Source organism: Vibrio sp. Vb1018, assembly GCF_033338775.1.
GTDB classification, from domain to species: domain Bacteria; phylum Pseudomonadota; class Gammaproteobacteria; order Enterobacterales; family Vibrionaceae; genus Vibrio; species Vibrio alginolyticus.
In genome coordinates this window covers 73,492-87,462 of the sequence record NZ_JAWOTI010000006.1, presented here as the reverse complement: position 1 = coordinate 87,462, position 13,971 = coordinate 73,492, and the positions used below count along the sequence as shown (strand labels likewise).

The window sequence follows — 13,971 nt, the reverse complement described above, 5'->3', positions numbered from 1 at the left end:
TTATTTCTGTAAGTAGTACGTGATGAAGTTCGCACGCGATCAATCGGCGAAAAAAAAGGCTTGGTCAAAACCAAGCCTTTTCAGCAGATTAACAATTATTTAAGTAGGAACAATTAGTATTGCTGGCCTCGCAACGCTGCAATACGTTTATCTAGCGGAGGGTGGCTCATTAATAGCTCAGTCAGCGACTGCTTGCCATTGATACCAAACGCCATCATGGTGCCATCCAGTTGAGATTCATGACTCACCTTCAAACGCTCTAGAGCCGCAATCATTTTTTCTTTGCCAACGAGGCGCGCAGCACCTGCGTCCGCGTGGAATTCGCGATGACGGCTGTACCACATAGTCAAGAAGCTAGCTAGGAAACCAAATACCAGTTCAAGCACCATGGATACGCCAAAGTAAACCATCATATTTGTACCTTGGCCTTCTTCATCATCGTTCGATGCCACGATATTGGCAATAAAGCGTGATAGGAAGATAACAAACGTGTTCACGACACCTTGCATCAACGTCATCGTGACCATATCACCATTTGCAATATGGCTCACTTCGTGTGCAAGTACTGCCTCTGCCTCATCACGAGTCATATTGTGTAAAAGACCAGTAGAAACGGCGACAAGAGAGTCATCTCGTTTTGCACCTGTCGCAAATGCATTGATATCTGGTGAATCATAAATAGCCACCGTTGGCATACCAATACCCACTTGTTGAGCTTGACGACCCACAGTTTCGACTAACCAATGCTCCGTTTCGTTGCGCGGGCTTTCAATGACCATACCACCAACCGAGCGTAGCGCCATACCCTTTGACATCATCAACGAAATAAATGCGCCACCAAAACCAAATACAGCAGCCATTACAAGTAAACCTGACAGACTGCCTGGTTGCATTCCAGTTACAGCGTAAACAATATTCAGAACAACACTAAGCACTAGCACGACAGCTAGGTTAGTTGCTAGGAATAACATAATTCGCTTCATTACTTTTCTCCGAGGAAGCTTATCGTTTTTTTTAAAACGGATTGTTATAAGGAACAAATGGTAATCGCTATAAAAGCCAATTCCGTTGATTTTCATGTTCCGTGCGTTATAGATATAATCTATCCGCGATAAAAACAAGGTTAAGCAATAAATTGCAACATTTGTTTTCGGGACTGAAATATTTAATTCAAGCGATTTCAAAACATGCTTTGGTAGGAGCCGGAACCTCCGTTCATATACATTTATCAAAATGATAAAATAAGCTCTGAGCTACCCATCATCTATTGATAGATGATCTTGGTGTTAAATCTATCACCTCTTAGCAACTTAGCTAGAAATTTTTTAATAGACCAAAAACAGTACGTTAGCTCTGCTATAGACTTTGGTCTTATTGTGCGGCTACATGGACATGCTAAATTCGAATGAGATGAACAAAACAGAGCCACTCTAAGTACATTGCAAAAAGTGCATTGGGTGAGCTCAAAAACTCCATGTATTGAGGGAAAAACCATGGTAGAAACTAACGACTATCAAATGGCTATTGATTTACTACGTTGTCACCTAGGCATCTCAGAGGACGAGGCAAAGCAACAACTTGGTATTTCAACCGATCATCATATGTCTCAGCGTGTTGCAGAAACACAACAAGCATTGATGGGGCTCAGCCAAGATAAGTAATCTGACTTTTTAGGTTACACCAACAAGAAAGGGCTGCATTGCGCAGCCCTTTGGGTTTTTTAGTCTTTTATCCTAAACACCATTAGTCAGTGTTTAGCAACGGCTCTACATTAATGTACTTGCCTAGCTCTTTGCGTTTAGCACTTGGAATATATGGAATTTCCCCAAGCTTAGGTGCATCGATACGTGCTTCTAGCATCTCGATAATGTCAGCGTAGTGCTCTGTGCCTGGGTTGACGCGGTTTGCCACCCAGCCAACAAGATTCAAACCATCCGCTTTAATACTCTCCGCTGTGAGTAAAGCGTGGCTCAAACAGCCTAATTTAATGCCAACCACCAGTACAACAGGTAACTGCTCTTCTTTTACCCATGTAGATAAACAGTCCGTATCGGATACTGGCACACGCCAGCCTCCAGCACCTTCAACGAGAACAACATCGGCTTGCTGCTTATGTTGAGCCAGTTTTTGACTCAGAACATCGTAACTTATTTCGACATGTTCATGCTTCGCTGCAATGTGGGGAGAAGCAGGCAACTCTAAAGCGTATGGGTTCACATCATCATAGGCCACATCGAGTGTTGCGACGTCTTGTAAGTGTAAAGCATCAGAGTTGCGCCATCCCGCTTCAGTCTTGTCACTCCCTGCTGCCACTGGCTTATAACCAATAGTGTTTAGTCCTTTTGCTGCGATCGCTTGCAAAATGGCTTTAGACGCTACCGTCTTTCCAACATCAGTATCCGTACCAGCAATAAAAAAAGCATCAATCATAGATGTATTACTCCAAAACAAACCTGATAACTTGCAGGTAGAAGACCTTGATCGTTTTTAAACGCTTGGTACGCATGCTCAACTTTTAACAAAGTCTCGCGACTAGTTAAACCGTGTGAGCGCCCGCTTACGTGATTTGCACCTATACCTTTGAGGTCACGCATAACTGAAAATGCAGAGTCGTACCAAACTGTGATGGTGGTCAAGTCTAGTTGATGGCTGTCACATCGAGATTGCGCTAACGCAATTTTTACCTGATTGAGCGTTAGAAAGTTATTGACGTGTTGATATGCATCAATTTTTTCCCATGATGCACGCAGCTCATACAGTGATCCATCAACCAGTGTAGAGAACCACGCTTTCCCACCATTTTTTAGCACGCGGCGCACTTCTTTTAGTGGGTAACTTAAATCTGTACACCATTGCAGCGCTAAACTTGAAAACACGTAATCGAAGCTATCATCGTCAAATGGTAAGTTTTCAGCATCAGCAACTTGGTAGTGCATTCGTACTGCACCACAACGCTGCTCTGCTTTATCTAACATGGCTTGAGAGATATCTCCGCAGACTACTTCCGCACCGCGTTGTTGAAGTAGTTGGGAGAAATAACCCGTGCCACAACCTAAATCCAATACACGTTTTCCCGTCAAGTTTTCAGGAAGTTTATCAAGCAGCTGATGCCCGACATCACGTTGAAAAGCCGCATGTTTATCGTATGTTTCTGCTGCTTTACCAAACGAAGAGGCAATCGCGTCTTTATCTTGATGGAAACTCTCTAACGCGAGCGTTTGCGCTAATGCGGTAGTTGCATTATCCATTACAGCGCTCCTAATGCTTGCTTCAATGCCATTGAAAGCGTTTTAACTTGTTCGTTGGTGTGATTGGCAGTGAGTGTGATTCGAAGGCGAGACGTCCCTTTAGGCACCGTCGGTGGTCGAATAGCGGTAACCCAAATGCCGTTTTGGCGACAAGCGCTCGCAACCTGCAAAGCCAGTTCAGATTCACCAATCACAAACGGCTTAATCGAAGTCTGAGTCTCAACAAAGCCCTCCAGATCGCTGAGGCAGTCTCGATACACTTCACTAAGCTCTGAAAGCTTTTCACGTCGCCAAGACTGCTCTTGAACGATAGAAACCGCATGCGTTAGCGCATAGGCTTGTGCCGGAGGCATCGCTGTGGAATACACATGGTGACGAGCAAACTGAGTTAAAAAGTCCCCCGTTGCGTGGTCACATAAAATAGCCGCGCCAGACATACCAAACGCTTTGCCGAAAGTAACGATCAGTATCTCGGGTTTAACCGTTGCCAACTCACAAGAACCACCACCGGATTGACCAAGAACGCCAATACCATGAGCGTCATCGACAGCAAACCAAGCATCATGACTACGAGTGACTTCAGCTATATCGCTAAGCGGCGCACAGTCGCCGTCCATGCTGAATACCCCTTCAGTCACAACTAGATGGTTGTCTTCGCTATTAATCAGCGACTTTAGGTGCTCGATGTCATTGTGTTTGAAGCGCTTCATCTTAGCTGGTGACAACGCCCCCGCTTCCATCAGTGAGGCATGGTTCAAACGGTCTTGGATCAATACGTCTGATTTTTCCAACAAGGTGAACAACAAGGCTTGATTAGCACTGAATCCAGAACCAAACAGAATTGCTCTGTCGTAACCCAACCATTCGGTCAGTGCGGCTTCTAAATTGCTGTGCGCGGCACTAAAGCCAGTCACCATCGGTGATGCTCCACTGCCACTACCATATACGCTTAAACCTTGCTGCCAAGCCCGAACAAGCGCTTGGTCATTAGCCAATCCCAAATAATCATTACTTGAGAAATTAATGTAGCGTCTACCTTCGTGTTCCAAAACGGACTGGTTACCGGCAAACACCACATTCATAGAACGATTCAACCCTTGCGTTTTACGCTCAGCAAGGGCGGACTCGATACGAGATTTAAACGCTGGCATCGTAGAAAAGGTCGTCTTTTGTCGGACGGGCAGCAACGCGCTCTACGACGCGATCGAGTAACTCGTTTTCTTCGATTTCATCAGGCTTTTGAGACACCTCTTGGCTGTTAATACCGAGCTTGTTGAACAGCATCATGTCTTTGTCTTCAGAAGGGTTTGGCGTGGTCAGAAGCTTGCAGCCATAGAAAACGGAGTTTGCACCCGCCATAAAACACAGCGCTTGCATTTGTTCGTTCATGTTTTCACGGCCAGCGGATAAACGAACGGCTGATTGAGGCATCATGATTCGTGCAATCGCAATCAGGCGAATGAAATCGAAAGGCTCAACATCATCCACTTCTTCCAGTGGTGTCCCCTTTACCTTCACGAGCATGTTGATTGGAACGCTTTCAGGGTGTACCGGTAAGTTAGCCAATTCAACCAACAAACCAGCTCGGTCGTTAGCACTTTCACCCATGCCGATGATGCCACCGGAACAAATCTTCATGCCAGCATCACGAACGTGAGACAAAGTATCTAAACGGTCTTGGTAAGTACGTGTGGTAATGATGTTGCCGTAAAATTCAGGTGAGGTATCTAGGTTGTGGTTGTAGTAATCCAGACCTGCGGTTGCCAATTGCTTTGCTTGATCTGGTGTCAACATACCTAATGTCATACACGTTTCTAAACCCATGCCCTTCACACCTTTGATCATGTCAGTCAAATGCGGCATGTCACGCTCTTTAGGGTTTTTCCATGCAGCGCCCATACAGAAACGAGTAGAACCAGCATTTTTGGCTTTTTGCGCAGCATCGAGTACGCGTTCTACTTCCATCAGACGCTCTTTTTCGATGTCTGTGGTGTAACGAGCACTCTGAGGACAGTACTTACAATCTTCTGGACAAGCACCTGTCTTAATCGACAGAAGCGTGCTTACTTGAACATGGTTGGTTTGTTGATATTGACGATGTACAAGCTGCGCTTCGAATAGGAGATCCATGAATGGTTTTTCCATGAGATCGCGCACTTCAGCATGCGTCCAGTTATGACGAACTTCCACGTGTATTCCTTTAGTCACTTTTGTTGTTGTGTTGACAGTCTACTGAGTCTCGATAAACTGTCAACACAACACAAAAGAACAAAGTTTACATCTGTTTATTTTTTAACCTCAATTATTATTGGAATCGCACATGGATCTCGCCTTCGACCGCCAGCATATCTGGCATCCCTACACTTCGACATTGACACCTCTGACCTGCTACCCAGTAGCATCGGCAAATGGTGTTCACATTAAATTGGAAGACGGTACTGAGCTGGTCGACGGCATGTCTTCTTGGTGGTCGACGATCCACGGCTACAACCATCCGCATTTAAATCAAGCCGCTCACCAGCAAATCGATCAGGTCTCTCACGTGATGTTTGGCGGGATTACCCACCAGCCAGCAATCAGTTTGTGTAAGAAGTTGCTATCCCTAACCCCAAGTAATCTTGAAAATGTATTCCTTGCCGATTCAGGCTCCGTTGCCGTAGAAGTCAGCTTAAAAATGGCACTGCAATATTGGCATGCAAAAGGCGAACGCCGACCGAAGTTTCTTACTTTGCGACACGGTTATCACGGCGATACGTTTGCGGCGATGTCGGTTACCGATCCCGATAACTCAATGCACTCTCTCTACAAAGGCTTTTTGCCTGAGCATATCTTTGCGGAGTCACCAACTTGTGGTTATTGGGATGAATGGAAGCCAGAAGACCTCACCGACTTCGAGCACAAGATTGAGACGCACCATAAAGAACTTGCTGCGGTGATCCTAGAGCCTATCGTTCAAGGCGCAGGCGGCATGCGTATCTACCATCCAGAGTTTCTCAAAGGCGTGCGTAGGCTTTGCGACAAATACGGCTTGTTATTGATTGCAGATGAGATCGCAACCGGATTTGGGCGTACCGGTAAATTGTTTGCCTGCGAACATGCAGACATTCAGCCAGATATTTTGTGTGTCGGGAAAGCACTCACTGGAGGCTACATGACCCTCTCTGCAACTCTGGCGAGCAAACACGTTGCGGATACCGTTTGTGGTGGTGATGCAGGTTGTTTTATGCATGGCCCAACGTTTATGGGTAACCCACTTGCCTGTGCTGTTGCAACTGCAAGTTTGGAATTGATTGAGCAAGGTAACTGGCAACAGCAAACTCAACAAATCGAAGCGTTGTTTTCTGAGTTACTACCAAAACTTGAAGAATACGACTTGGTGAAAAACACCCGTTGGTTGGGCGCTATTGGCGTAGTGGAAACGTATCGCCCTGTGAATATGGAAACCATCCAAGCCTTGTTTGTTGAACACGGAGTGTGGATTCGTCCATTTGGCAAACTGATTTATATGATGCCGCCGTTCATCAGCAAGCCAGAAGATATTGAAAAGTTAGTGAATGCGATTGATGCTGCGTTACAACGTAAAGACTGCTTCGCTTCATAGTTCAATTCAATACGAAAACGGTTTGAGTATGAGACTCAAACCGTCTCGTTATTTATTAGAGCAGTAAAGCTATCGAAGTTGACTGTCTTTACTCGCTCGTCGATTGAACAATGCTTGGCGTTGAGATACCAATTCGATTGTTGACTGACATTCGATACACAAACGAACGCCTTTCATTGCAAGACGACGCGCTTCTGGAATCTCATCACCACACTCATCGCAGTAATGGGCGCTCTCACCCTTTGTGATACTGCCACGAACACGGGAAATCTCGTCGTCTATTGTGTTTTGAATTTGTTGGCTGACGCTATCGTCGTTTGCCCACCCTACGGCCATAAGCCCTCCTCGTTACTTGAATGAGAAAATCTACTTACCGTGGTAAGGTGGACGATTATATCGATTACAAATAACAAGATAATTAGGGTAAATTCGAAAACACTATTGCAGCCTAGTAATAATCAATTTTCACTCGACGCAGATAACAAAAAACCCAGCACTAAGGCTGGGTTTTGGTGTTCTAGTGGTTAATGAATTAACCGATGTGCGTTGCGCCCGCCATGTACTTCTGAAGTACTGTAGGGATTGCAATGCGGCCGTCTGCTTCTTGGTTGTTTTCTAGGATAGCAACCATTGTACGACCTACAGCTAGACCAGAACCGTTTAGCGTGTGTACAAGCTCAGGTTTCTTCTCGCCTTTACGACGGAAACGTGCTTGCATACGACGAGCTTGGAAATCCCACATGTTAGAACATGAAGAAATTTCACGGTAAGTTTCTTGAGCAGGAACCCAAACTTCTAGGTCGTAAGTCTTACGAGCGCCGAAGCCCATGTCACCTGTACATAGAACCACTTTACGGTAAGGAAGCTCTAGAAGTTGTAGAACTTTCTCAGCGTGACCTGTTAGCTCTTCTAGTGCGTTCATTGAATCTTCTGGCTTAGTGATTTGTACTAGCTCAACTTTGTCGAACTGGTGCATACGAATCAAACCACGAGTATCACGACCGTAAGAACCTGCTTCTGAACGGAAACATGGCGTGTGAGCTGTCATCTTAATTGGTAGATCCGCTTCGTCAGAAATCGTGTCACGAACTAGGTTCGTTACAGGTACTTCTGCAGTAGGGATTAGAGACAGTTTACGTGGCTCTTCGTCGTTTACTTTTTCTACTAGCGGCTCAGTGTGGAAAAGATCTTTACCAAACTTAGGAAGCTGACCAGTACCGAATAGGCTGTCAGAGTTTACTAGGTAAGGTACGTACATTTCTGTGTAGCCGTGCTCTTCAGTGTGAAGATCCAGCATGAACTGAGCGATTGCACGGTGTAGACGAGCAAATTGGCCTTTCATCACGATGAAACGTGCGCCAGTGATCTTAACTGCACTTGCGAAGTCTAGACCGTCGCCCATTTCGCCTAGGTCAACGTGATCTTTCAGTTCGAAGTCGTAAGACTTTGGCTCACCCCAACGAGAGATTTCAACGTTGTCGTTTTCATCTTTGCCATCTGGCACTTCATCTGCTGGGATGTTTGGTACAGAAAGCGTGAATTCGTCTAGTTGAGCCATTACTTGCTCAAGTTCAACTTTCTTCGCATCAAGATCGCTACCTAGCGTACCGATTTGTTTCTTGATCTCTTCTGCGCCTTCTTTGTCGCCAGCCGCCATTTTTTGGCCGATTTGCTTGGAGATGGAGTTACGCGTGGATTGTAAATTTTCTACTTCTACTTGAATGGACTTACGTTGTTCTTCAAGTTTACGAATAGTATCTACGTCTAGCTTAAAGCCACGACGCGCCAGTTTAGCAGCTGTTTCATCCAGCTCTGTACGAAGTAATTTAGAATCCAGCATTGTTAATCCTATGCTTTTTGTTGTGAAATCACGCGCACTTTCCAAGCGTACGCGTTAAAAAAATTTACTAAACAAATGTATCCAAAAACGCCTACTTTTCATAGCGCTTTTGTGGGCTATTTGCGTCTAAAGTAGCCAAGTAATCTAACTTTTCGCCGATTTTGGTCTCCAGACCACGATTTGTCGGCTGATAGTACCTACGATCGCCCATTTCAGGCGGCAAATATTGCTCACCTGCTGCGTAAGCACCAGGCTCATCGTGAGCATAACGATACTCAGCCCCATAACCCATGTCTTTCATCAAACTGGTTGGCGCATTTCGAAGGTGATGCGGCACTTCATATTCAGGTAAGTTATGAGCGTCCGCTAGCGCTTGTTTCCACGCCACGTAAACAGCATTACTTTTTGGCGCACATGCTAAGTACACGATCGCCTGTGCAATCGCACGTTCACCTTCTGCTGGGCCAACGCGTGTAAAACAGTCCCACGCGGAGAGTGCCACTTGCATGGCTCTAGGGTCCGCATTGCCGACATCTTCTGATGCTATCGCAAGTAATCGACGGGCAATATAAAGAGGATCACAACCCGCAGCAATCATACGTGCAGCCCAGTAAAGCGCCGCATCTGGGTTAGAGCCACGAATGGATTTGTGGACCGCAGAGATTAAGTCATACCAGATATCACCTTTGTTATCGAAGCGAGAGACTTTCTCCCCTGCCACTTCAGCCAGCAACTTAAGCGTGATCTCTTTTTCACCTTGCGCATTGTCTTCTGCCATGTCGTAGAGCAGCTCAAGATAATTGAGAGACATGCGAGCATCACCGTTTACCAGTTCTGCTAGGCGGTCTAATACGTTATCAGCGAAGTGTGCGGGTGTATTGCCCAAGCCACGCTCTTTGTCACTGATCGCTTGATTCAGCGCCAGTGAGATTTCATCTTTATCGAGAGACGTTAGCTTGTAGACACGTGCACGTGACAGCAATGCGTTGTTTAACTCAAACGACGGGTTTTCTGTCGTCGCACCAATAAAGGTAACCGTGCCATCTTCGATATGCGGTAAAAACGCGTCTTGTTGAGATTTGTTGAAGCGATGCACCTCATCCACAAATAAGATGGTGCGGCGGCCCGCCATTTTGTTCTCACGTGCTTTCTCGATTGCAGCACGGATTTCTTTCACACCAGACGTTACCGCAGACACACGCTCTACTTCAGCATTGGCATAGTTTGCAGCCACTTCCGCTAATGTCGTTTTGCCTGTGCCTGGTGGTCCCCAAAGGATCATAGAGTGAATGTGACCCGCCTCTAGCGCACGGCGCAGTGGCTTACCAGGGCCTAAAATGTGCTGCTGTCCAATATATTGCTCGATCGTTTCCGGTCTCATACGAGCAGCAAGGGGACGAAAATCTTCGTCCCCTGAGAAATCTAATGTGTAATTACTCACTACCAATTAATTCCTTTGGTCATCCACTTCCACACCTTTTGGAATTGTGAATGTGAATCTGTCTGCTTTTGGTTTACCCAGCTTCACGTTGTTAAAGGTGAACAAACCTTTTTGACCGTCTTGCTCAACCACGTTGAAGCCTTTAACGACACCTTTGGCATCAATATTAATCTGGAATTGACCTTGTGTGGAGTCTACTGCGGTAGGAATGAGAGTGAACTGGTCACCTTTTTGAGATATTTTGTAGTTATTCCAATCACTTGCTCGGTTACGCGTTAGCAAAACAAATGGCGTTTGCTCTGTTGCTTGCTCTTGCCAGTAGATGCTCACTTGCTCGATGAATGGGCTGTAGTACCACAATGTCTTACCGTCAGAGACCAATAGGTTCTCATCAGGGAATGTTGTACTCCAACGGAACAGGCTTGGACGGGCGATTTCAACCGTACCTTCTCCTTCCATCACCATTTCGCCTTCAGGGCTGATAACCTGCTGAGAGAAATCCGCACTAAAGCCATCATTCATAGAAAGGCGTTTGTTTAATTCATCTTTAGGAGACGCTGCGTGCGCAGTAGAGAAGAGGGAAAAGCTTAAAACAAGCGCAGAGAAAAGTTTCGCTGAAAATAGTTTTTTCATTCAGATACCTATTATTAGAACCACTCACCTCAGTTGGACTGAGGTGAGTAACACAAGTTCATTAATCTTTTGGTGGCGCGGGTGCCAGTACTTCGCGGTTACCGTTATGACCCGGAGCACTTACGATGCCCTGCGCTTCAAGCTGCTCTACAATACGGGCGGCACGGTTGTAACCTATCTTAAATCGGCGCTGAACACCGGAAACCGAACCTCGACGTGATTGAACCACGTGCTCAACAACTTGATCGAAGAGCGGGTCTACATCTTCATCCGCTTCCATTTGCTCACCTGGCAATAGACTTTCTGGAGTTTGATCTCCACTGATGATCTCTTCAATGTAGTTCGGTTTACCACGCGCTTTCCAGTTGTTTACAACTGCATGAACATCATCATCTGATGCAAATGCACCGTGAACACGAGTTGTATGACTTGATCCCGGCGGTAGATACAACATATCACCCATACCAAGTAGTGATTCTGCGCCGCCTTGATCTAGGATTGTACGAGAGTCCGTTTTAGTCGATACCGTAAACGCAACACGAGTTGGAATGTTCGCTTTAATTAGACCGGTAATTACGTCAACCGATGGACGCTGAGTCGCAAGAATTAAGTGAATACCTGCCGCACGCGCTTTTTGCGCCAAGCGAGCAATCAGTTCTTCAACTTTCTTACCTACCACCATCATTAGGTCAGCAAATTCGTCAACAACAACGACGATGTAAGGCAGCTTTTCTAGCAATGGCGGTTCAGTATCCATGCTGTCGCCTTCCTGCCAGAACGGGTCATGGATTGGGTGGCCCGCTTCTGCTGCCATCTTCAATTTTTCGTTGAAGCCCTTCACATTACGTACACCTAATGCCGACATCAATTTGTAACGACGTTCCATCTCGCCCACACACCAACGTAGAGCGTTTGATGCGTCTTTCATATCAGTCACAACTTCAGAAAGAAGATGAGGGATACCTTCATAAATAGAAAGCTCTAGCATTTTCGGGTCAATCATGATGAAGCGTACATCTTCTGGACCTGCTTTATACAGCATGCTCAAAATCATCACGTTCACACCCACCGACTTACCAGAACCTGTTGTACCTGCTACTAACACGTGAGGCATCTTCGCAAGATCTGCCACCACAGCTTCGCCCGCAATGTCTTGACCTAACACAACCGTTGTTGGTGACGTTGCTTGCTCAAACTGAGGGCTACTGATGACATCAGATAAATAGACCGTCTGACGACTCATATTTGGCAGTTCCAAACCGATGTAAGGCTTGCCAGGGATTACTTCCACAACACGTACCGCCATCGCAGACAATGCACGCGCTAAGTCAGTTGAAAGACCAGAAATACGACTTACTTTCACCCCCGGCGCCAAATCAAGCTCAAAACGAGTGATCACTGGACCAGGATAAATACCAACCACATCGGCTTTGATTTTGTAGTCAGCGAGTTTGCTCTCTACCAATCGAGCGACCTGCTCTAGCGCATCACGGTCGATAAAGTTTTCACGTTTTTCTGGATGATAAAGCAACTCGAGCGTTGGGAGTGGCTCTTCCGGAACTGGCAAGTTTTCTTCTTTCTGTACCAAAAATGGGTTCTGTGTTGCAGCGACTTTGGCTTGTGCATTGGAAACCATATCTTGGAATGCGGTAACGTCTTGGTCGTTGTCTTGGACCTCTTCTACTTCCACTTTTTGAGGAGCAGGTTCAAATGTTGTTGAAGGTGTTGCTGCTTGCTGATGAGGCGTTGTTGGCTGTACTTGCTGCGCAGGCTGAGACTCCACTTCGTCTTCATCATCTAACACATCAAAGTCAGAGATCGTAGGCTCAATATGTTGGCTCGACTCTGTTTGCGCCGTGATGCTATCTAATACAGCAGAATCAATTGCAGGCTCTTCATGTACAGGATGCTCAATACTTGGCTGCTGTACTTGCTCTGCTTCAAATTGTTCGTACTGCGCATAATCTGGTTCAACACTGATCGGTTCTTCTGTAGCTGTATGTTGCTCTACATAGGAAGAGGAAGAGTAAGTGTCTGCAAGTGATGGGGCTGCCTGCTCTTCAGTTCCCCAGTCATCTGCTTGTTGCGCCGCTGCTTCAAGCTCTTCTATCGTAACATTCAGTTGCTTGGTGCGTTCCAAGAGCGGATCAACGTTATCAGTGTTAACCGTATGGATAGGTTGTATTTGAGGCTCAGGTTCAGAATAAACTGGCGCAGCATTAACCGTAGCCTTGCGTTGTGGTGGCGTCGGTTCTACCATCGCCTGTTCCGCAGGCTTATCAGGTTTAGCTTGCGGCATATAAATAGGATACTCATGCGCTGGCGCCGGCTCTTTCGGTTCATCGACATCGTACGCCGTTAAATGAGGAAGCGGCTCATCATCAATTTCATGGTCTACATTATGTTTAGGCGTAGAGACTTTATCTTCTACAAACTCATCAAGCTGAGGTTCTAAAACTTCCTGCTCTGAACCTCTTGCCTTATTTGCAAGCGCGGCAATTAGTGCTAACGCACGATCACCAAGCCATTCCACGATGTTAAGCCATGAGATGCCAGTGAAGAGCGTAAAGCCCGCTCCCCACAAGAACAGCAGTACCAATGTGGTACCGAGTACATTCAATGTAGGTAAAGCGAGGCTAGACAACACATCCCCGACCACACCTCCGGATGAAAAATACCAAATGTCATCAAAATTAATATCGGCAAGACCGCAACTGGTCATAATAAGGACGACAAGACCGAGCAGCCTTGTACCCCATAGCATGAAATCAATGGGCTCATCTTCTCCTCGTTTACGGCAAATCACCCATGCAGCCGCCGCTAGCAAGAAAGGGATTGGGTAAGCGAGAGAGCCAAATGTGAAGAATAGAGTATCGGCTAGCCAAGCGCCGAAAAGGCCACCAGCATTATCGATATCCCCTCCCCATGCGGTTTGGGACCAAGAAGGATCGGCCGGGCTGAAGGTAAATAGTGCAACCGCAAGCAATACCGAGCTAAGAACGCCAACGATAAAGCAGCACTCTTTTAAGCGTTGGAAGCCATTTAGGCGTGAAGACTGGGGCTCTTCACTGGTTTTGATAATGGTTTCGACTTTCTTTGCGTTCTCTTTGAACATAAATCAACTTGAATATGGAAATGAAATAGGAAATTGCAAAACATTCCGAGCGGCATCAAGCCGCTCGGTAAATTGATTTAACCATATCAAGGA

12 protein-coding genes are annotated in these 13,971 nt (G+C 46.1%); 2 read left to right on the top strand and 10 right to left on the bottom strand.

Annotated elements, in window-relative coordinates; genetic code table 11:
• Nucleotides 1-113 precede the first annotated feature (113 nt).
• The gene (htpX, locus tag R7Z10_RS08740; protein WP_005388085.1) at nucleotides 114-983 is read right to left on the bottom strand and encodes a protease HtpX; all 870 of its coding nucleotides are present in this window, start codon (nucleotides 981-983) and stop codon (nucleotides 114-116) included.
• A 510-nt stretch (nucleotides 984-1,493) separates the two neighbouring features.
• On the opposite strand from htpX, the gene R7Z10_RS08735 reads away from it, so the two are divergent.
• Complete coding sequence (locus tag R7Z10_RS08735) at nucleotides 1,494-1,661, top strand: hypothetical protein (RefSeq protein WP_005378215.1); 168 nt, start codon at nucleotides 1,494-1,496, stop codon at nucleotides 1,659-1,661.
• Between the two features lie 82 nt (nucleotides 1,662-1,743).
• Here R7Z10_RS08735 and bioD read toward each other — a convergent pair whose 3' ends face one another.
• Genes bioD through bioB form a run of 4 tightly spaced genes read right to left on the bottom strand, consistent with a single transcriptional unit; the run spans nucleotide 1,744 to nucleotide 5,438 of the window.
• Nucleotides 1,744-2,430 carry a dethiobiotin synthase gene (gene bioD / locus R7Z10_RS08730; protein WP_005388086.1) on the bottom strand — a complete coding sequence of 229 codons (687 nt, stop codon included), beginning with the start codon at nucleotides 2,428-2,430 and terminating at the stop codon, nucleotides 1,744-1,746.
• Nucleotides 2,427-3,248 carry a malonyl-ACP O-methyltransferase BioC gene (bioC, locus tag R7Z10_RS08725; RefSeq protein ID WP_005388087.1) on the bottom strand — a complete coding sequence of 274 codons (822 nt, stop codon included), beginning with the start codon at nucleotides 3,246-3,248 and terminating at the stop codon, nucleotides 2,427-2,429. The genes bioD and bioC overlap by 4 nt, the downstream gene beginning before the upstream one ends.
• Nucleotides 3,248-4,399, bottom strand: a complete 1,152-nt coding sequence (gene bioF / locus R7Z10_RS08720) for an 8-amino-7-oxononanoate synthase (protein ID WP_064376604.1) — start codon at nucleotides 4,397-4,399, stop codon at nucleotides 3,248-3,250. Before bioF ends, bioC begins: the two co-directional genes overlap by 1 nt.
• Nucleotides 4,386-5,438 carry a biotin synthase BioB gene (gene bioB, locus R7Z10_RS08715; RefSeq protein WP_005378222.1) on the bottom strand — a complete coding sequence of 351 codons (1,053 nt, stop codon included), beginning with the start codon at nucleotides 5,436-5,438 and terminating at the stop codon, nucleotides 4,386-4,388. Before bioB ends, bioF begins: the two co-directional genes overlap by 14 nt.
• Before the next feature lie 130 nt (nucleotides 5,439-5,568).
• Between bioB and bioA the strand changes: the two genes are divergently transcribed.
• Complete coding sequence (gene bioA / locus R7Z10_RS08710) at nucleotides 5,569-6,849, top strand: adenosylmethionine--8-amino-7-oxononanoate transaminase (RefSeq protein WP_017634395.1); 1,281 nt, start codon at nucleotides 5,569-5,571, stop codon at nucleotides 6,847-6,849.
• Between the two features lie 69 nt (nucleotides 6,850-6,918).
• Here the strand turns inward: bioA and R7Z10_RS08705 are convergent, their stop codons facing one another.
• The 5 genes from R7Z10_RS08705 to R7Z10_RS08685 form a co-directional block, all read right to left on the bottom strand.
• Nucleotides 6,919-7,185: a DksA/TraR family C4-type zinc finger protein gene (locus tag R7Z10_RS08705; protein WP_005437185.1), complete on the bottom strand. Its 267-nt coding sequence runs from the start codon at nucleotides 7,183-7,185 to the stop codon at nucleotides 6,919-6,921.
• Between the two features lie 196 nt (nucleotides 7,186-7,381).
• Nucleotides 7,382-8,689: a serine--tRNA ligase gene (gene serS / locus R7Z10_RS08700; protein ID WP_005437179.1), complete on the bottom strand. Its 1,308-nt coding sequence runs from the start codon at nucleotides 8,687-8,689 to the stop codon at nucleotides 7,382-7,384.
• A 91-nt stretch (nucleotides 8,690-8,780) separates the two neighbouring features.
• The gene (locus tag R7Z10_RS08695; RefSeq protein WP_017821702.1) at nucleotides 8,781-10,136 is read right to left on the bottom strand and encodes a replication-associated recombination protein A; all 1,356 of its coding nucleotides are present in this window, start codon (nucleotides 10,134-10,136) and stop codon (nucleotides 8,781-8,783) included.
• Nucleotides 10,137-10,763, bottom strand: a complete 627-nt coding sequence (gene lolA, locus R7Z10_RS08690; RefSeq protein ID WP_104978964.1) for an outer membrane lipoprotein chaperone LolA — start codon at nucleotides 10,761-10,763, stop codon at nucleotides 10,137-10,139.
• 61 nt (nucleotides 10,764-10,824) lie between these two features.
• A complete protein-coding gene (locus R7Z10_RS08685) occupies nucleotides 10,825-13,878 on the bottom strand; it encodes a DNA translocase FtsK 4TM domain-containing protein (RefSeq protein WP_318104637.1) in 3,054 nt (1,017 codons plus the stop codon).
• Between the last annotated feature and the right edge of the window lie 93 nt (nucleotides 13,879-13,971).